The organism is Negativicoccus succinicivorans, assembly GCF_014207605.1.
GTDB classification, from domain to species: Bacteria; Bacillota; Negativicutes; order Veillonellales; family Negativicoccaceae; genus Negativicoccus; species Negativicoccus succinicivorans.
The window spans coordinates 48,016-65,718 of sequence record NZ_JACHHI010000007.1 but is presented as its reverse complement, the minus strand read 5'-3'; the positions used below and the strand labels follow the sequence as shown (position 1 = coordinate 65,718).

General features: G+C 52.5%; 16 protein-coding genes and 1 riboswitch. Of the genes, 9 read left to right on the top strand and 7 right to left on the bottom strand.

Annotation, left to right across the window (positions count from 1 at the left end; translation table 11 throughout):
• Window positions 1-52: 52 nt before the first annotated feature.
• A riboswitch (SAM riboswitch) is annotated at window positions 53-156 on the bottom strand.
• Window positions 157-429: 273 nt separating this feature from the next.
• Together nrdD and nrdG are read left to right on the top strand one after the other, a co-directional pair.
• Window positions 430-2,580, top strand: coding sequence for an anaerobic ribonucleoside-triphosphate reductase (gene nrdD / locus HNR45_RS06855; protein ID WP_024049110.1), 2,151 nt, complete (start codon window positions 430-432; stop codon window positions 2,578-2,580).
• Between the two features lie 7 nt (window positions 2,581-2,587).
• Window positions 2,588-3,124, top strand: coding sequence for an anaerobic ribonucleoside-triphosphate reductase activating protein (nrdG, locus tag HNR45_RS06850; protein WP_159823328.1), 537 nt, complete (start codon window positions 2,588-2,590; stop codon window positions 3,122-3,124).
• Between the two features lie 368 nt (window positions 3,125-3,492).
• On the opposite strand, the gene HNR45_RS06845 is transcribed toward nrdG, so the two are convergent.
• The 4 genes from HNR45_RS06845 to HNR45_RS07260 form a co-directional block, all read right to left on the bottom strand.
• A complete protein-coding gene (locus HNR45_RS06845) occupies window positions 3,493-5,559 on the bottom strand; it encodes a transglycosylase domain-containing protein (RefSeq protein ID WP_159823327.1) in 2,067 nt (688 codons plus the stop codon).
• Between the two features lie 157 nt (window positions 5,560-5,716).
• Window positions 5,717-6,310 carry a 30S ribosomal protein S4 gene (gene rpsD / locus HNR45_RS06840; RefSeq protein ID WP_024049113.1) on the bottom strand — a complete coding sequence of 198 codons (594 nt, stop codon included), beginning with the start codon at window positions 6,308-6,310 and terminating at the stop codon, window positions 5,717-5,719.
• 73 nt (window positions 6,311-6,383) lie between these two features.
• Complete coding sequence (locus HNR45_RS07265) at window positions 6,384-7,292, bottom strand: Orn/Lys/Arg family decarboxylase (RefSeq protein ID WP_200841518.1); 909 nt, start codon at window positions 7,290-7,292, stop codon at window positions 6,384-6,386.
• Window positions 7,228-8,532, bottom strand: a complete 1,305-nt coding sequence (locus HNR45_RS07260; protein WP_200841517.1) for an ornithine decarboxylase — start codon at window positions 8,530-8,532, stop codon at window positions 7,228-7,230. The genes HNR45_RS07265 and HNR45_RS07260 overlap by 65 nt, the downstream gene beginning before the upstream one ends.
• A 305-nt stretch (window positions 8,533-8,837) precedes the next feature.
• Here HNR45_RS07260 and rplM point away from each other — a divergent pair, with 305 nt between their 5' ends.
• Both rplM and rpsI read left to right on the top strand, forming a co-directional pair.
• Window positions 8,838-9,278, top strand: coding sequence for a 50S ribosomal protein L13 (gene rplM / locus HNR45_RS06830; RefSeq protein WP_024049116.1), 441 nt, complete (start codon window positions 8,838-8,840; stop codon window positions 9,276-9,278).
• Between the two features lie 19 nt (window positions 9,279-9,297).
• Window positions 9,298-9,690 carry a 30S ribosomal protein S9 gene (rpsI, locus tag HNR45_RS06825; protein ID WP_159823326.1) on the top strand — a complete coding sequence of 131 codons (393 nt, stop codon included), beginning with the start codon at window positions 9,298-9,300 and terminating at the stop codon, window positions 9,688-9,690.
• Window positions 9,691-9,854: 164 nt separating this feature from the next.
• On the opposite strand, the gene HNR45_RS06820 is transcribed toward rpsI, so the two are convergent.
• The 3 genes from HNR45_RS06820 to HNR45_RS06810 all read right to left on the bottom strand — a co-directional run bounded on the left by HNR45_RS06820 (window position 9,855) and on the right by HNR45_RS06810 (window position 11,924).
• On the bottom strand, window positions 9,855-10,412 hold the full coding sequence (locus HNR45_RS06820; protein WP_159823325.1) for a gamma carbonic anhydrase family protein: 558 nt from the start codon (window positions 10,410-10,412) through the stop codon (window positions 9,855-9,857).
• A 29-nt stretch (window positions 10,413-10,441) separates the two neighbouring features.
• A complete protein-coding gene (locus tag HNR45_RS06815) occupies window positions 10,442-11,383 on the bottom strand; it encodes an NAD(P)H-dependent flavin oxidoreductase (RefSeq protein WP_159823324.1) in 942 nt (313 codons plus the stop codon).
• A gap of 124 nt (window positions 11,384-11,507) precedes the next feature.
• Entirely contained in the window at window positions 11,508-11,924 is a 417-nt protein-coding gene (locus HNR45_RS06810) for a GNAT family N-acetyltransferase (RefSeq protein WP_159823323.1), read from the bottom strand.
• Between the two features lie 77 nt (window positions 11,925-12,001).
• Here HNR45_RS06810 and HNR45_RS06805 point away from each other — a divergent pair, with 77 nt between their 5' ends.
• The 5 genes from HNR45_RS06805 to gpmI are packed head-to-tail and all read left to right on the top strand — an operon-like array spanning window position 12,002 to window position 17,698.
• Window positions 12,002-13,186 carry a sugar-binding transcriptional regulator gene (locus tag HNR45_RS06805; RefSeq protein WP_159823322.1) on the top strand — a complete coding sequence of 395 codons (1,185 nt, stop codon included), beginning with the start codon at window positions 12,002-12,004 and terminating at the stop codon, window positions 13,184-13,186.
• The gene (gene gap, locus HNR45_RS06800; RefSeq protein ID WP_024049122.1) at window positions 13,164-14,171 is read left to right on the top strand and encodes a type I glyceraldehyde-3-phosphate dehydrogenase; all 1,008 of its coding nucleotides are present in this window, start codon (window positions 13,164-13,166) and stop codon (window positions 14,169-14,171) included. Before HNR45_RS06805 ends, gap begins: the two co-directional genes overlap by 23 nt.
• Window positions 14,172-14,216: 45 nt before the next feature.
• Window positions 14,217-15,419, top strand: a complete 1,203-nt coding sequence (locus HNR45_RS06795; protein ID WP_159823321.1) for a phosphoglycerate kinase — start codon at window positions 14,217-14,219, stop codon at window positions 15,417-15,419.
• Window positions 15,412-16,164 (top strand): triose-phosphate isomerase, encoded by a 753-nt coding sequence (gene tpiA / locus HNR45_RS06790; RefSeq protein WP_159823320.1) that lies wholly within the window; start codon window positions 15,412-15,414, stop codon window positions 16,162-16,164. Before HNR45_RS06795 ends, tpiA begins: the two co-directional genes overlap by 8 nt.
• Window positions 16,154-17,698: a 2,3-bisphosphoglycerate-independent phosphoglycerate mutase gene (gene gpmI / locus HNR45_RS06785; protein WP_159823319.1), complete on the top strand. Its 1,545-nt coding sequence runs from the start codon at window positions 16,154-16,156 to the stop codon at window positions 17,696-17,698. Before tpiA ends, gpmI begins: the two co-directional genes overlap by 11 nt.
• The last annotated feature ends 5 nt before the right edge of the window (window positions 17,699-17,703 follow it).

The window sequence follows — 17,703 nt, the reverse complement described above, 5'->3', positions numbered from 1 at the left end:
TCACTCCTTTACCCACTAAAAAACTCTTCACCAAAAGATGAAGAGTCGGTGATCTTCATCTCTCGGGATAACTCCCGCGGAATTGGCACCGGTCTCCGTATGGAGATGGTTGCCGCGACGTCATTGGGCCGGTCCCTCGGTCGCTCTGGATGAAAAGTGGTGTATTTCGTTGTTGATGACGTTGATTATAGCACTATGAAATAATGAATGTCAAACAGGAATTTAGAGAGGACTCTTTGCATTTTTTATATAGAACTGCTTTCAATGCCGTAAAATGCGACCGTTTCAGGCTTAAACGTGATTTTAGCCAAATCTATATGTTGAATAATCTATTTTTAGGATTGCGCTCAGGCTACAATATGTAGTATACTCAATTCTAAAGAGACGGCTTGTGAAAAGCCGATCAAACGTGAGGGAGGCGGCGGTACCATGTTGGAAGTTATTAAGCGCGACGGCGGCAGAACTGTTTTTGACAGGTCGAAAATTACGGTCGCGATCGAAAAAGCAATGAACAGCTCGAGCGGCGTGTATGAAATCGGTCAGGCGGACAAAATCGCCTGGGAAATCGAACAGGAAGCACGTCAGCAGGAAAAACCTTTAACGATCTATGAAATCGAAGATAAGGTCTATTATAAACTTATTGAGAACCACAACCCGGCAACGGCCCGTGCGTACGAAAACTATAAAGCGGTACAGGCATTCAAGCGTCATGAAAATACAACCGATGAAAGTATTTTCGGTTTATTAAATAAAAGCAATATTGCTGTCTTGGATGAAAACTCGAATAAAGACGCCCATGTCGTTTCGACGCAGCGTGATCTGATCGCCGGCGAAGTCTCGAAAGATATCGCCCGCCGCAAACTGATTCCCGCGGATATTGTGCAGGCACACGACAGCGGCGCGATTCATTTCCATGACATGGACTACATCATCCAGCCGATGTTTAACTGCTGCCTGATCAATTTGGAAGACATGCTCACCAACGGTACCGTTATCAACGGCAAGAAGATCGATTCGCCGAAATCGTTCCAAGTTGCCTGTACGGTAACGACGCAGATTATTGCGCAGGTCGCCAGCGGCCAGTACGGCGGACAGAGCATTAACGGCATCGATCGGATCCTGGCTCCTTTCGTGCGCAAATCATTCAACAAAATTCTCAAGAGCGTGCTCGAAGAGCAACGCGACATTTATGAAATGGAACCGGATCAGGAAAAAGCGGAAGCGATTGCCTGGAAACGTACCCGGAAAGAAGTAAAAGACGGCATTCAGACGATCCAGTACCAGATCAATACCTTGATGACGACCAACGGTCAGGCGCCGTTTGTTACGTTGTTCATGTATTTCCAACCGGATTACGAATACGCCAAAGAAGCGGCGATGATCACGGAAGAAATTTTGGCGCAGCGTTTTGAAGGCGTCAAAAACGAGCAGAATGTCTATATTACACCGGCGTTCCCGAAACTTGTTTATGTACTTGATGAACATAATATCACACCGGACGCGCCGTACTACTATCTCACGGAACTCGCGGCGAAATGCACCGCGAAACGCATGTATCCGGACTATATCTCCGCGAAAAAAATGCGCGAAAATTATGAAGGCAATGTATTTTCGCCGATGGGCTGCCGCTCTTTCCTGCGCCCGTACAAAAACGAACAAGGCGAATACGTTTGGGACGGTCGTTTCAATCAGGGCGTCGTTTCGCTGAACTTGCCGCAAATCGGTATTTTGGCGGAACATTCGGAAGAAAAATTCTTTGAAATTTTGGAAAAACGCCTGCAACTTTGTTACAAAGCATTGATGTTGCGCTATGACTTCTTGAAAGATGTCGTGAGTGACGTGTCGCCGATTCATTGGCAGTATGGCGCGATTGCCCGTCTCAAACCGGGTGAAAAGATTTATCCGTACTTGCAGAACACCTATTCCACGCTTTCTCTCGGTTACATCGGGGTCTATGAAGCGACCAAACTCATCACCGGCGAATCGCATACCGGCGAAAAAGGTCATGCGTTTGCCGCGCGCCTGATGCACCGTCTGCGCGAAGCGGTCGATACCTGGCAGGAACAGACCGGTTTGGGATTTTCTCTGTACGGTACGCCGGCGGAAAGCCTGACCAATCGTTTCTCGTCGATCGACCGCGCGCGTTTCGGCGAAATCGAAGACATTACGGATAAAGGCTACTACACCAACAGCTATCACGTGGATGTACGTGAACCGATCAGCGTCTTTGATAAATTCCGTTTCGAATCGGAATTCCAAAAACTTTCGACCGGCGGTTGCATCTCGTATGCGGAAATCCCGAATATGAGCGGCAACGTCGATGCCGTACTGACGATGATGCGCTTCATTTACGACAATATCTGCTATGCGGAATTTAATACCAAATCGGATTACTGCCATGTCTGCGGCTTTGACGGTGAAATCAAAGTCAACGACGACATCCAGTGGGAATGCCCGCGTTGCCACAACACCGATCGTAATTTGCTGACGGTCATCCGTCGGACATGCGGCTACCTCGGTGAAAACTTCTGGAACGAAGGGCGCACGAAAGAAATCCGCGACCGCGTCCTCCATATCTGAGGCACGTATGCGTTACGGACAAATTCGGCACTACGATATCGCTAACGGTGAAGGCATTCGGACGAGTATTTTTGTCACGGGCTGCACTCACAATTGTCCGAATTGCTTCAACGTCGAATACCAGGATTTTCAGGCCGGTAACCTTTGGACGGACAAAGAGACCGCGACAGTGGTCGACTACATCAATGACCCGAATGTGGCGGGACTGACCCTTTTGGGCGGTGAGCCCATGCAAAATGTCGAGGGGCTGATCGAGGTTGTTCGCGCCGTGCGGGCGGCTCAGCCGCAAAAAAACATTTGGGTGTATTCCGGTTACACTTGGGAAGAGATCATCAGCGATCCCGTTCGATTATTGCTCCTGCGTCTGTGTGACGTGCTCGTTGACGGACGTTTTGTGGACGCGTTGCGCGATCCCGCGTTACGTTTCCGCGGCTCGTCAAATCAGCGCGTCATCGCGATCGGAGAATCTCTTTTGCAAGGGAAAATAGTATTGCATGAGGATATACATACGCATCGTCCGATTACGACGACAGCGGATACCTAATCAAAAAAAGACGGCGAAAGCCGTCTTTTTTGTTGCGAGAAAATATCTGAGGATAGGAAATCAGTGACCGTTACGAGTAAATTTAGGATTTTAAGGCGTTCACCATTACCGAATGAAGCGCGGGCGCATAAAAAATCGCGCGTGGGGATTATCCGGTGATTCTTTATCCGTCATGTATTTTATGCTATAATAAAAGCGCATAGAATGGTGGCACGAACCATATATTCTAGTTAGAAACGTGCGATAGGATACTAGATCAAAAAAGGCGCTATTTTTCAATAGCGCCTTTTTTCTTGCCGTATGTACCATCGGAAGACTCTTTGCATCCGTTTATAAACGCTCGGGTCAAGGAGTTCTTTCGGGATTTTTTATTCGTTGCCCGCGCCTTTCACTTTGCCGGGCACGCGTTCCGGTGCTTCATCATCGTCGTCGCTACTATTCTTAGCGGATGATTTTTTATCTTTCTTTTTGCCGTCTTTATCTTTCTTGTCTTTATCTTCGTCTTTTTTGTCAGATTTCGCTGCCGGCTGGTAAAAACCTTCCGCGGCGATTCCCTCGACACCTGCCGGTGTCGGGAAATTATTGGCCGGCATGTCAGCGACGGCGACATTCATAAAGTCGCGCCAGATGGCCGCCGGAACGGTACCGCCCGTCAATCCCTGCAAGGTTCCGTCGAAGTCATCTCCGATCCAAACGGCCGTGGCGACGTCCGGCGTATAGCCGACAAACCACGCGTCTTTAGTGTCGTCCGTCGTACCGGTTTTACCCGCCATGGGCCGACCGATGTAAGCATTGCCGCCCGTGCCGTGTAAGACGGCGGATTCCAGCATATTTGTAACGATGTACGCCGTTTTTTGACTGATGACCTGCGTGCCTTTGGCGGTATTTTCTTCCAATACATTACCGTTGCGGTCCACAATCCGAATGATCGCCTGCGGTTCTACGTGCACACCGCCGTTGGCCAGCACACCGTACGCCGATGCCATATCGAGCGGGATGACACCCTGCGTCAAACCGCCCAAGGCGGCGGCCAGGTTCTCATCATTGTTGTCGCCTTTGAAGACGAGGGTGCTGATGCCCATGTTTTCTGCGTTGGCGAGGATATTGTGCATGCCGACTTCCTGCGCGACTTTAACGGCCGGCACATTGACGGAATTCATCAAGGCATGGCGCAACGTCATTTTACCGCTGAATGTCCGGCTGTAGTTTTGCGGACTCCAACCGGCAATCGTGATCGGCGAGTCGTCGACGATCGTGCCCGGGGTCATACCTTTTTCCACGGCACCGATGTAGACAAAGGGTTTAAATGCCGAACCCGGTTGACGTACCGCCTGGGTGGCGCGATTGAAATGGTCCGTGCCGCGTCCGCCGACCATCGCTAAAATATGGCCGTTGTGCGGATCGATAGCGACGATAGCGCCTTGCGGCTGTCGCAATCCGTTGGCATCGGTGTAGAAGTCCGGCAGATTCGCTTCCAGCGAACGTTCCGCCGCTTCCTGCATATCCAGATCCAGCGTCGTGTAAATCTTCAAGCCTTCTTTATAAAGCGCTTCCGCATCATACTTGTCACTAATCAGCTGCTCGATGTAGCTGATGAAATAGGAAGCGCGGGAACCGCGAACCTGTTTCAGACTTTCCGGTGAACGCAAGCCTAAATCTTCCGCCTTGGCGGCGTCCGCATCTTCTTGCGAGATGAAGCCGTACTTGGCCATCTGATTCAAAACCGTAGCCTGTCGCGTTTTGGCCGCTTCCAAATTGCTGAACGGGGAGTAGTAGTTAGGACTTTGCGGTAAACCGGCCAGAAGAGCGCATTGCGCCAAGTCCAGGTCGCTTACCGTTTTACCGAAATAAATATTGGCCGCAGTCTGAATCCCATAGGCGCCTTCACCGAAATAAATTTGGTTCATGTACATTTCCAAAATTTCGGGTTTGGTGTATTCGCGTTCAATTTGCAACGCCAAAATCGCTTCCTGGAATTTACGTTCCAAGGTGCGGTTCTGCGTCAAAAACGCGTTGCGGGCGAGCTGCTGCGTAATCGTACTGCCGCCTTGCGCGATGCCGTTGTGCGTAATGTTGGCAAAGACCGCGCGCATGATGCCGCGGGGATCGATACCGTGATGATCATAAAAACGGATATCTTCCGCTGCCAAAAAGGCATGCTGCAAATTCTCGGGGACCTGATCCAGCGAAACCGGTAACCGATTTTCCTCCGCATGAATGGTCGTAATCAGGCGACCCTTGATGTCAAATACCTGCGATGATGCCGCCGGCGTACCCGTTTGCTGCACATCGGGCAAATTACTGATGGTCGCGCCGATAAATCCGCAACCGGCGCCCAGTAAAATGACCAGCGCGATGATTGCGGCGATAATGAGCGTACTCTTATTTGCACCGCGTTTTTTTCGTTTTCGCGCGCGCGTGCTCGAATGTCGCATAAATGCCTCCTTTTAATTATCACACTGCTATTTATTATACCATTAACGGCATCTTTTATAAATTACAGATCAAGAAGAGGAAAAGATACTATTAACTTCCGCGCTACGATTATCAACAATAAAAAACCTCCCTTTGCAAGGGAGGTTTTGCAAATTCTTACTTGTTGTACAACTCGACGATAAGCGTTTCGTTAATGTCGTTCGCGAACGGCAATTCTTCACGCAGCGGGAGACGGGTGTAAGTGGCTTCCCATTTGTCGAAGTTCTTTTCAATATAGGGCAGCTCGAAGGAACGAACTTCCTGGAAGCTGGCCTTGAACATTTCATTGGCACGTTGATCTTCTTTCAACGAGATGACCTGACCCGGGGTTACACTGTACGACGGGATGTCAACGCGTTTGCCGTCAACGAGGATCAAACCGTGGTTCACCATCTGGCGAGCCTGACGGATCGAACGCGCGAAGCCGATACGATAGACGAGGTTGTCCAGGCGGCTTTCGAGGAGGAACAGAAGGTTTTCACCAACGATGCCTTCCATTTTACGCGCTTTGACGTAGTAACGATAGAACTGACGTTCCAATAAATTGTAGATAGCTTTAACTTTTTGTTTTTCCAAGAGCTGGGTGCCGTATTCCGAGATTTTACGCGGGCGACGCTCTTTGGACTGCCGTTTTAACGCTTTCGGATGACCGTAGATGTTGAGGTCAAACCGTCGGCTCGCCTTAAAACGTGCGTTCCGATTTGTTGCCATGCAATCACTCCTTTACAAATTTAGCAATAGCTTATTTCAAGCTTTACAAGTGTACCATGAATATAATTTCGTGTCAATCATAAATTGCACGTCGAGAAGGTCTGGGCGGCGCTTCATACACATACGCGTACAGTTCCGGTGCGCCGTCGCTGCGTTGGCGCTGATGCACGCCCTGAATTTCGGGGGCGAATCCCGGCAAGGCTTGCATCGCGCGTTCGAGAACCGTAAAGTATTCGACGGCGGTTTTGGTCCAACGCTCCCCGGCGACGATGGTGAAAATGCCCGGCGGATACGGCAGCGTGCCTTCCAACGCGATCTCGCCCGCAAGTTCGCGAAGCGGCAGCGCGCGCGCCTGATTGCGGCGGAGCGCAAGTGTGGCTTCGGCGGCGGACAGGGCGACCGGCGGTAAATACTCGGCCGCGAACAGCTTACGTTGTAATTGGCTGACGTTCGCCTCTTTGTAAAAATCGTGCAGCTTTTGGCACAGCCAGCGGATCGATCGCGTACGGTAGACGTCCGGATACGCCGCCGCCACGCGGGGGAGCACATCGGCGACGGGGGCGTCTTCTTCGATGGCTTTTTCCAGTTGCACGAGCAGATCGACCAACCGGTTCAACTTGGCGGGAGACTCCGCCGGGGTGATTAAAAAGAGCAGCGAGTTCAAATCGCTTTTTTCCGGTGTCATGCCGTGTTCTTGCAGGTAATGCGAGACGATACTGCCCGGAACGCCGAACTCTTCATACGTGCCGTCACGAAGGGAAATGCCCGGTGTATACAGTAAAATTTTGCAGGGATCGAGCGCGTATTGCTCTTTGGTAAAACCGGTGAAGCCGTGCCAGGACGCGTCGGGATCGATGGCGAAATAGCGCCGGTCGGAGATGATCACGTCGGTCGGGATATCTTGCCAAGGAGTACCGTCAACGGTCGGCGGTACAAAGGGTTGGAAATACCGGCAGCGTTTTAATATTTCTTTTTTTTGCATCGGTCGCTACGGTGGCGGCGTCACGCCAAAGTTGTTCGCCGTGCGGAGCTTCATGGATTTTCGCGTTCATATCAAGCGACGCGAAAAGCGGATAGTTCGGTGACGTCGACGCGTGCAACAAAAAGGCGTCATTGAAACGGTCGTGATTGACGTACCGCGCCTGATCTTTAATGTGGTCATCCTTTTTATGAATCTGCGAGGTTTGCGCAAATCCCGCCAACTGTTTGTGCACGGATTGCGTCACTAAAATTCCCGGATCGTTCGGACCGAGTTCCAGGGTGAGCGGACTCATCGGCGCCAGCATCGGTAAAAATTGTTCATAGCCGACCCAGGCGCAATCAAATAAAATGTAATCGCACAACTGACCGACGCTTTCTACAATTTGACGGGCATTGTACAAAATGCCGTCGTACGTACCGAGCTGAAAAATGCCGAGGCGGAACGGTCGCGGCAGATCCGCTTTAGCGGCGTCGACTTTGCGGATACGTTCCCGCAATGCGTTTTCGTCGAGCGCGGCCGCCGGCATGCCGCCGATAAAACCGTACGGATTACGCGTGGCTTCCAAATACACCGGTGTCGCGCCGGCGAGCACCAGCGCGCCATGGTGCGCGGATTTATGATTGTTGCGATCGAAAAGCACCAGGTCGCCGGGAGTCAACAGCGCCGTCGCGCAAACTTTATTGGCGGTTGAGGTGCCGTTTAAGACGAAGTAGGTGCGGTCGCTGTGGAACACTTCGGCCGCATGCTGTTCCGCCGCCGCGGCGAAACCGTCGTGGGTCAACATGTCGCCCAGGTAACCGTCCGAAGACGAAAGGTCACTGCGGAACGTATTGGCGCCGTAAAAATCATAGAAGAGGCGACCGGCGCGCGTGCGGCGGAAAAATTCGCCACCGTGATGGCCGGGGGTCGCAAAGGATGTCTGATCGCCGTCGGTATAATCAATCATCGCGGCGACAAAAGGCGGCAATAAACCTTGCTCAAATCGTTTCGCGGCTGCGAGCACCACTTCGTTCACTTGGTCTTTACGCAGACGTGTAAAATGCGGCGCATCACTGTCTACGATGAAACGAGGCAGGTCGTCGGCAGCTTGAAAGCGGCGGGCGAGCGACCGATCCTCCGCGCTTAAGACAACGGCCGCGCAAGCGTCGGGATCCGCCTGCGCCGGGCTGACAAAAGTCACGGTTCCGGGGGCGAATAACTCCCGCAACGCGGGACTAACCGCAAGTTGGGAAATAATCATAGGAGCCTCTTTTTTATAATGGTATAAAAATTTACTTTCATTATACTGGAAAGTTTACCGCCGGCGCAAAACCGCGCCCATACGATGAGCGTAAACGGGCCGCTGAAAAAAGTCTTTACGCGGGCATAAAAATTCGTTATTATATTTACATTGTTTTAACGACAGGAATTCGAGTTTGTAATGAAAATTTCTTGACAAACAAGACCTAAACGTCTAAAATAATACGAGTGAACTTTTGTCCTACCCATTAGCCCCGGAAAGGATAACCGTTTACGTTTCGATTTTGATAAGGAGGAATTCTACGCATGAAAACTACGTTTATGGCCAATCCGAGCAACATTGAGCGGAAATGGTACATCGTTGACGCGGAAGGCAAAACGCTCGGCCGTTTAGCTGCCGAAGTCGCGAAAGTCCTGCGGGGCAAACATAAGCCGACTTACACACCGCATCAAGATACGGGCGATTTTGTGATCGTCATTAACGCGGCGAAAGTCGTTGTTACGGGTAAAAAATTAGAACAGAAAAAATATTTCCGTCATTCCGGTTATCCGGGCGGCGGCCGTTTCATTCATCTGAACTGGCTCTTGGAACGTCGGCCGGAACAGGTTATTGAAATGGCGGTTCGCGGCATGTTGCCGAAGAACTCGCTGGGCGAAAATATGTATCGTAAATTGAAAGTATACGCCGGTGCGGAACATCCGCATGCTGCACAGCAACCGGAAGTACTTGAGTTGAATATTCGTTAACCGGAAGGAGGAATCGTAAATGGCAGTAGCACAATACTACGGCACAGGTCGTAGAAAGAAATCCGTTGCCCGCGTTCGTCTTGTTCCGGGCCAAGGCCGAATCATAATCAACAATCGTGAGATGTCTGATTACTTTGGTTTGAAAACACTCGAGCTGATCGTTAAACAACCGCTCGAACTGACCAACACCACCGACCAGTATGATGTTTTGGTAAATGTCAATGGCGGCGGCGCGACCGGTCAAGCCGGTGCGATTCGTCACGGTATCAGCCGCGCGCTCTTGGAAGTCGATGCTGATTTCCGTAAAGCGCTCAAAAAAGAAGGTTTCCTGACTCGTGACCCGCGCATGAAAGAACGTAAAAAATACGGTCTTAAGAAAGCGCGTAAGGCAAGCCAGTTCTCGAAACGTTAATTGTACCAAACAAAAACCCTGCCGAGGCAGGGTTTTTTTTATTATTGAAAAATATTTCGGGCAAAGGCAGCGCCGGCTTGATGGCAACAACAAATGCCGTACGGCCGGCGAGGTACCGATGGTCAGATATAAAAAAGAATCTCCGCGGAGATTCTTTTTTATGGTCAAATGATCGTTTCGCCGTGATATGTTTCACCCGGCGCATCCGGATACAAATTGTATTGGACCGTCCACTCATCTTTGTACTTAATCGCCTGACTGTGAATATTATCCCATTGGTCATGCGTGCGCACCACGCGTCCCGGCACACCGACGACGAGTGAATTCGGCGGAATCTGTTGGTTTTCCAGGACCAGCGCGCCGGCGGCGATAATTGAACCGCGGCCGACATGCGCGCCGGTTAAAACTTTAGCGCCCATACCGATCAACACATGATCTTCGACCGTGGCGCCGTGAACGACCGCGCTGTGGCCGATAGTGACATAATCGCCGATGATGCAGGGATAGCCTTTCGCCACATGCAGGCAGACGAGATCCTGCACATTGGAAAATTTGCCGACGGAAATGTAATCGACATCGCCGCGAGCTACCGCATTGTACCAGAAACTGCTCCATTCATCGGCACGAACATCACCGATAATTTTAGCGCCTTCCGCGACATAGACGTTTTCATGCAAGGCGGGTGAAACGCCATGGAACGAATCTCCATCATAGGTGTACATAGAAACTTCCTTTCCGTTATTTACAAAAGTTATTTCAGTAATTGCGGGGCGTTCTGCAAACGTTCCGTCATTTCGTGAATAATTTCATCCACGATTTCTTTCGCCGGTTGGATCTTGGTCAAACGGTTCAAGCCCTGGCCGACTTGCACAACGCCGTTTACCGTGTCGCCGTCGACCGCGGCGAGGCGATTCGTGCCGCGTGAAAGAGCGGTGAGAACGTCATCGGCGGCGCCTTCACGCTCGAGACGCAAGTATTCGTCCGTGAATGCGCTACGCAAACCGCGGACGTTGTTGTTGCGCGTAAAACCGGTGATGACGGAATCCGTGTCGGTGGCGGCGATGATGGCGTCCTTCGAATTTTGATGGACTTGGCACTCTTCGGCTAAGAGGAAGCGCGAGCCCATCTGCACGCCGTCGGCGCCCATCAGGAGAGCCGCCGCCATACCGCGACCGTCAACAATGGAGCCGGCAACGATGATCGGAATATCGATTTCCGGAATGACATTTGTCATGAGCGCCATCGTCGTTTGCATGCCGTCGTGACCGCCTGCTTCAAAGCCTTCGATGACCAGCGCGTCAGCGCCTTTTTCCTGCACGCGTTTAGCGAGTTTGACGCTCGGCACGACCGGAATCGCTTTAACGCCGGCACGATGCAACGGTTCGAAGTAAGGCACCGGATTGCCCGCGCCGATGGTCGCGAAAGCAACTTTTTCTTCGCAAATAATTTCGAGCACTTCATCTTTATTCGGCGCCTGCAACATCAAATTCACGCCAAACGGATGATCGGTTAATTCCTTCGTTTTACGAATCTGTTCGTGAATCCATGCTGACGACTGGCCGCCGGTCGCAATCACGCCGGTGGCGCCGGCATTCGCAACAGCGCTTACCAGAGTCGATTCGGAGATCCAGGCCATGGCACCCTGAATTATCGGGTATCGAATACCGAGCAGTTCGGTCAGTTTCGTTTTCATACCATTTCCCCCTTATAATGAATATTTTCTATTTATAACTTAATTATAAACTAAAAAAATCATGCGTTCAATGAAAATACAACAATAAGTTTGCGAATTTCGCATAGAAATAAATTCTTGCACGTTACATTTCTTTATACAGCCAACGATGCGGTTCCCCTTCATCCATATGAACTTCTTCGGGATCACCGGTATAACCGTTGCGCAAATAAAAGTTTTGGGCGCGCACTTGCGCAGAAAGCATAATTTTTTTGCCGCCCAGTTTTTTGATGGCGGTTTCCGCCGCCTCCAAAATCACGGTGCCCAACTGTTGATGGCGGTGGTCTTTAGCGACGGCCATTCGACCGATGTAGTAGGCGCCGTCTTCTTCCGCCGGGAAAAAGCGGCAGGTGCCTACCGCGCGATCACTTTCCCAATAGATCACATGGTGGGCGGACTGGTCGATTTCATCAAATTCGTTTTCAAAACCCTGTTCATGAATAAAGACATCTTCCCGCAGCTTACGCGCTTCGGCGGGCAATGTGGCATTGACAGTAATCATCCGATCGCTCCTTTACGTTTCTAGATTCAGTATAGCAAACAAAGCGGCGTTTCCGTAACCGGTTTCGTGGCCATATAATGCGGCGCAAAGAACCGCATTTCGGTTCGCCGTTGCGTCTTGAGATTTCTTTTGCTACAATGAATGCGGGAATATTTTTTTACCGCAGTTGGACAAAAAATGTCCCGCGGGCAAGCGAGGTGATTGCGACGAAAGAAGACGTATTGGTGAGCTTGGTTCCGGAACTTTTTGCCGAAGCGGAACGCCGGTACGCCGTTCTCAAAGAAGTCTCGTTGCAAGCACCGATCGGACGCCGCGCCATTGCGGATGCGACAGGCTTTACCGAGCGGGTGGTGCGCAATCTTGCCGCCGAGCTCGAGGCGAACGGCTTAGTGACCGTCACTCCTGCCGGTATTTCCATGACTCGACGCGGTGAACAGCTGCTGGTCGATTTAGCCGCCTATTTCCGTACGCGCCAATCAGTCAAGCGACTGGAGCGTGAACTGGTGGAAATTTTGGCGATGAAAGAAGTACGGATTGTGCGCGGCGATTCGTCAAGGGATCGTACCGTGCAACGCAATCTGGCGCAGGAAGGCGCGCTGTTGGTGGCCCGCTATTTAGCGGATGATTTGGTGGTCGCCGTTTCCGGCGGTACGACATTATCCTTGGTGGCCAAAGCGTTACCGGAGAGCACGGCGAAAGTAACTGTGGTGCCGGCGCGCGGCGGTTTCGGCGAAACGCTCGAAACGCAGGCCAACACGATTGCGGCGATGGTGGCGCGGAAAACGCGCGGGACCTATCGCATGCTGCACGTGCCGGACGGATTTTCTCCGGAATTGATTGACATCCTGCGGCGCGAGGATAAAAGCTTGCGGGAAGTGGAAGCGCTGATTCATCGTGCGGATCTTTTGATCATGGGCATCGGTGATGCGGCACGCATGGCGGATTTGCGTCAAATTCCGCCGGCGGAACGCGCGACGCTGATGACCGGCGGCGCGGTCGGTGAAACGCTCGGGTATTATGCGCGAGCCGATGGTGAAATTGTGTATTGCCGGCACAATGTCGGGCTGACGTTAGAGGAGCTCGGAAGCGTGCCGGATGTAGTTTTGGTCGCCGGCGGGTCGCAAAAAGCGGCCGCGATTTTGGCGATGGCGCGGGCCGGAGTACATGGCCGTTTGGTCACGGATGAAGGCGCCGCACAGGCAATTTATCAAATAGTGAACAGCCAGAGGAGGCAAACTCATGTCAACAAAAGTCGGGATTAACGGATTTGGACGAATCGGCAGAAACGTATTTCGCGTAGCGATGAACAACCCGGAAGTGGAAATCGTCGCGATCAACGATCCGGGCAACATCGAAGCATTGGCGCATTTACTGCAGTACGATTCGGTGCATGGCGAACTCGATGCGAAAATTGAAATCAAAGGCTCCGCGCTTGTCATTGACGGGAAAGAAATCGAAGTCACGCAGGAACTGGATCCGGCGAAGATTCCCTGGGGTAAAAACGGCGCCGAAGTAGTCATTGAATCCACCGGTCGCTTTACCAACGCGGAAGATGCGAAAAAACATTTGCATGAAACGGTGAAAAAAGTCGTGATTTCCGCGCCGGCAAAAAACGAAGATATTACGATTGTCATGGGCGTTAACCAGGATAAATATGATGCCGCTAAGCATCATGTCATTTCCAACGCGTCCTGCACGACGAACTGCCTCGCTCCGTTTACGAAAGTATTGCATGATACCTTCGGGATCAAAAAAGGTCTCATGACCACAGTGCATGCATACACGAACGACCAGCGTTTGCTGGACTTGCCGCATAAAGATATGCGTCGCGCCCGCGCGGCCGCGCAGAACATCATCCCGACGAGCACCGGCGCGGCGAAAGCGATCGCTCTCGTGATTCCGGAACTCAAAGGCAAATTGAACGGCTTCGCGATGCGTGTGCCGGTACCGAATGTATCGATCACCGATTTGACTTGCGAAGTCGAAAAAGATACGACCGTCGAAGAAGTCAACGCGGCGCTGAAAAAAGCGGCGGAAGGCGAACTCAAAGGCATCCTCGGTTACTCGGAAAAACCGCTTGTCTCCAGCGACTACAACGGTTGCCCGAACAGCTCGACAGTCGACAGTCTCTTGACCTCGGTCATCGACGGAAACATGGTGAAAGTGGTTTCCTGGTATGACAACGAATGGGGCTATTCCAACCGCTTGGTGGATCTCGTATCCTACATCGGTAAGCAAGGTTTATAATGGTAAAGGCCGCATTTTGCGGCCTTTTTTTACTAAGGAGGCAATATGCCGGTATTACAAGTGACGGATCTTGATGTAGCGGGCAAAAAAGTTTACGTGCGCGTGGACTTTAACGTACCGCTCGCTGATGACGGCACGATTACGGATGATACGCGCTTGCGCGCTGCGGTGCCGACCGTTCAATGGCTGCGCGAGCATGGTGCGGCCGTCATTTTGGCGGCGCATTTGGGACGCCCGAAAGGGAAAGCGGTAGCGGCGCTTTCGCTGCAAGCGGTAGTGGCGCATTTGTCTGAGCTTTTGGGAACCCCGGTGCAATTTGCCACGGACTGCGTGGGCGAAGAAGCGAAGCAAAAAGCGGCGAAACTTGCCGCGGGCGAAGTGTTGCTGCTCGAAAATGTGCGCTTCCATGCGGAAGAAACGAAAAATGATCCGGAGTTTGCCAAACAATTGGCGGATCTTGCGGATCTCGCGGTCAATGACGCTTTCGGCGTTTCGCATCGGGCGCACGCGTCCGTGGTCGGCGTGAGCGAATATTTGCCGATGGCGGCGGGCTTACTGCTTCACGAAGAAATCGAACACCTCGACAAAGCGGCCAATGACCCGAAACGTCCGTTCGTGGCGATTATCGGCGGCGCGAAAGTGTCGGATAAAATCGGCGTTATTCAACGTTTTGTGGAATTGGCGGATACCGTTATCATCGGCGGCGGCATGGCCAATACATTCCTGTTGGCGCAAGGATACGAAATCGGCACGTCACTCGTTGAAAAAGATAAACTCGATGTGGCGCAGGCGGTGATCAAAGCGGCGGCGCAACATCAAACTAAACTGCTGTTGCCGACAGACGTGGTAGTCGCTCCGGAATTTTCCGCCGATGCGACTCCGACGATCGTGCCGGTCGCGGATGTACCCGTCGATCAGATGATTTTGGATTCGGGTCCGGACACGGTGGCGGCGTACGAAGCGGCGATTCGCGATGCGGCGACTATTGTTTGGAACGGTCCGCTGGGCGTGTTTGAGTTCCCGGCCTTTGCCAAAGGAACACAGGCGCTTGCCCATGCAGTCGCGCAAAGCGATGCGTATTCGATCGTCGGCGGCGGCGACAGTGTAGCGGCCGTCACCCAAAGCGGCGTGGCGGATCAAATTTCTCATATTTCGACCGGCGGCGGCGCTTCCTTGGAATACTTGGAAGGCAAACCTCTGCCGGGTATTGCCTGCCTCGCGCAGAAAAAGGAGGGAATCGATGCGTAAACCTATCATTGCCGGAAACTGGAAAATGAATACGGATCTGTCCCGGGCTTGCGAACTTACGGAAGAACTCGTCGGCAAAGAACTTGCGACACGGGCGGAAGTTATTTTATGCCCGCCGTTTATTTCGCTGGCCGCGGTCGGCGAACGGATTGCGGACACCCCGCTTAAACTCGGCGCGCAAAACATGCACTGGGAAGAATCCGGGGCGTTTACCGGTGAAATATCTCCGACCATGCTGACATCGGTCGGCTGTGAATATGTCATTTTGGGACATTCGGAACGTCGGCAACTGTTCAGCGAAACGGATCCTCGCGTCAATAAAAAGGCGAAAGCGGCGCTCGATCACGGCTTAACGCCGATTATTTGCGTCGGCGAAACGCTTCGGCAGCGGGAAGAGGACGAGTGGCGCGGCCATATTGAAAGCCAGGTCAAAGCGGCGTTGATTAATCTGTCCGCGGAGGAAGTGGCGACGCTTGTCATGGCGTACGAACCGATCTGGGCGATCGGCACGGGCAAAACGGCAACCGTTGAGCAGGCGAATGACGTCTGCCGTCTTATTCGCGTCACGATTGAGACCATCGCCGGTCACGATGCGGCGGAAGCGGTGCGCATCCTTTACGGCGGCAGCGTCAAGCCGGACAACATCAGCGCGCTGATGGCGGCGCCGAACATTGATGGGGCCTTGGTTGGCGGCGCATCCCTCAAGGCCGATGATTTCGCCGCGGTGGTTAATTATGAAAAATGAAGGAGTATCTTCCGGTCGCGGACCGGTGATGTTGGTTATTATGGACGGCTGGGGCATCGGTAAACCCGGCGATCCGTATGATGCGATTCAAACGTCGGGTATTACTCATTTTCCGCAGTGGTGGAAAGAATATCCGCACGCGACGCTCACCACTTCGGGTGAAAAAGTGGGATTGCCGGCGGGACAAATCGGTAATTCCGAAGTCGGTCATTTAAATATCGGCGCCGGTCGGATCATCTTTCAGGATTTGACGCGGATTCATCGCGATATTGCCTCAGGCGAATTTTTCCGCCAGCCGGTGCTTGTCGAACTGCTCGAAAAAGTCGCGGCAAGGGGCGGAGCGCTCCACCTCCTCGGTCTCGTTTCGCCGGGCGGCGTACACAGCCACGAAGAGCATTTGTTGGCGTGCGTCAAAGCGGCGCACGAGCATGGTATTAAAGAGGTGTACGTGCATGCGTTTTTAGACGGACGTGATGTGCCGCCAAAATGTGCGGGACCGTCGCTTGCGCATGTGGAAGAGGAAATGCAAAAAATCGGTTGCGGACGCATTGCCACATTGTGCGGTCGTTACTACGCTATGGATCGCGACAAACGGTATGAACGCACGCGTCTCGCGTATGATTTGGTGACCGCGGGCGTGGGAACGATCGCGCCGACGGCGGCGGAAGGTTTGCAGCGCGCGTACGAACGCGGCGAAACAGATGAATTCGTGTTGCCGACACGGATCGGTGAAGCGGTTACCATGCAACCGAAAGACGGCGGCATTTTTATCAATTTCCGTCCCGATCGGGCGCGGCAATTGACGGCGGCGCTCGCCGAAACCGAATTCGCGGGTTTTGAGCGGCCGCGGGTGCCGGCCTTGGAACTCATTACGATGACACCGTATGAAGCGTCCTTCCATACGCCCGTGATTTATCGCAAGGAACAGCCGCAAAACACCTTCGGCGAATTCGTAAGCAAAGTGGGCTTGCGTCAGTTGCGCATTGCCGAAACGGAAAAATACGCGCATGTCACGTATTTCTTCAACGGCGGCCGCGAAGAACCGTTCCCGGGCGAAGATCGCATTTTAGTGCCGTCGCCGAAAGTGGCGACGTATGATCTGCAGCCGGAAATGAGCGCGTATATCGTGACGGAGAAATTACTGGAGGCATTGCGCACGCGTACGTACGATGCGATCATTTTGAATTTCGCCAATGCGGATATGGTCGGTCATACCGGCGTGCTGGCGGCGGCGCAGGAAGCCGTACGCACAGTGGACAAATGCGTGGCGACGCTCTGGGAAGAAGTGAAATCCCAAGGCGGTGAAATGTTGATTACCGCCGACCACGGGAACGCGGAACGCATGTGGGACGAGGCTACGCAAGGCCCGAACACCGCGCATACGACGAACCCCGTACCGCTCGTATTGCTGAGCGAAAAAAATAAAAATAAAACGCTCCATGACGGCATCTTAGCCGACTTGGCGCCGACGCTTTTAACGTTAATGGGAATGTCCGTGCCCGCCGAAATGACAGGCCGGTCACTATTGGACTAGGAGGA

What these genes read in the sequence shown, in the direction of transcription:
- nrdD (WP_024049110.1), top strand. Translation starts at nt 430, where the DNA reads ATGTTGGAAGTTATTAAGCGCGACGGCGGCAGAACTGTTTTTGACAGG.
- nrdG (WP_159823328.1), top strand. Translation starts at nt 2,588, where the DNA reads ATGCGTTACGGACAAATTCGGCACTACGATATCGCTAACGGTGAAGGC.
- HNR45_RS06845 (WP_159823327.1), bottom strand. Translation starts at nt 5,559, where the DNA reads ATGCGACATTCGAGCACGCGCGCGCGAAAACGAAAAAAACGCGGTGCA.
- rpsD (WP_024049113.1), bottom strand. Translation starts at nt 6,310, where the DNA reads ATGGCAACAAATCGGAACGCACGTTTTAAGGCGAGCCGACGGTTTGAC.
- HNR45_RS07265 (WP_200841518.1), bottom strand. Translation starts at nt 7,292, where the DNA reads ATGCAAAAAAAAGAAATATTAAAACGCTGCCGGTATTTCCAACCCTTT.
- HNR45_RS07260 (WP_200841517.1), bottom strand. Translation starts at nt 8,532, where the DNA reads ATGATTATTTCCCAACTTGCGGTTAGTCCCGCGTTGCGGGAGTTATTC.
- rplM (WP_024049116.1), top strand. Translation starts at nt 8,838, where the DNA reads ATGAAAACTACGTTTATGGCCAATCCGAGCAACATTGAGCGGAAATGG.
- rpsI (WP_159823326.1), top strand. Translation starts at nt 9,298, where the DNA reads ATGGCAGTAGCACAATACTACGGCACAGGTCGTAGAAAGAAATCCGTT.
- HNR45_RS06820 (WP_159823325.1), bottom strand. Translation starts at nt 10,412, where the DNA reads ATGTACACCTATGATGGAGATTCGTTCCATGGCGTTTCACCCGCCTTG.
- HNR45_RS06815 (WP_159823324.1), bottom strand. Translation starts at nt 11,383, where the DNA reads ATGAAAACGAAACTGACCGAACTGCTCGGTATTCGATACCCGATAATT.
- HNR45_RS06810 (WP_159823323.1), bottom strand. Translation starts at nt 11,924, where the DNA reads ATGATTACTGTCAATGCCACATTGCCCGCCGAAGCGCGTAAGCTGCGG.
- HNR45_RS06805 (WP_159823322.1), top strand. Translation starts at nt 12,002, where the DNA reads ATGCGGCGCAAAGAACCGCATTTCGGTTCGCCGTTGCGTCTTGAGATT.
- gap (WP_024049122.1), top strand. Translation starts at nt 13,164, where the DNA reads ATGTCAACAAAAGTCGGGATTAACGGATTTGGACGAATCGGCAGAAAC.
- HNR45_RS06795 (WP_159823321.1), top strand. Translation starts at nt 14,217, where the DNA reads ATGCCGGTATTACAAGTGACGGATCTTGATGTAGCGGGCAAAAAAGTT.
- tpiA (WP_159823320.1), top strand. Translation starts at nt 15,412, where the DNA reads ATGCGTAAACCTATCATTGCCGGAAACTGGAAAATGAATACGGATCTG.
- gpmI (WP_159823319.1), top strand. Translation starts at nt 16,154, where the DNA reads ATGAAAAATGAAGGAGTATCTTCCGGTCGCGGACCGGTGATGTTGGTT.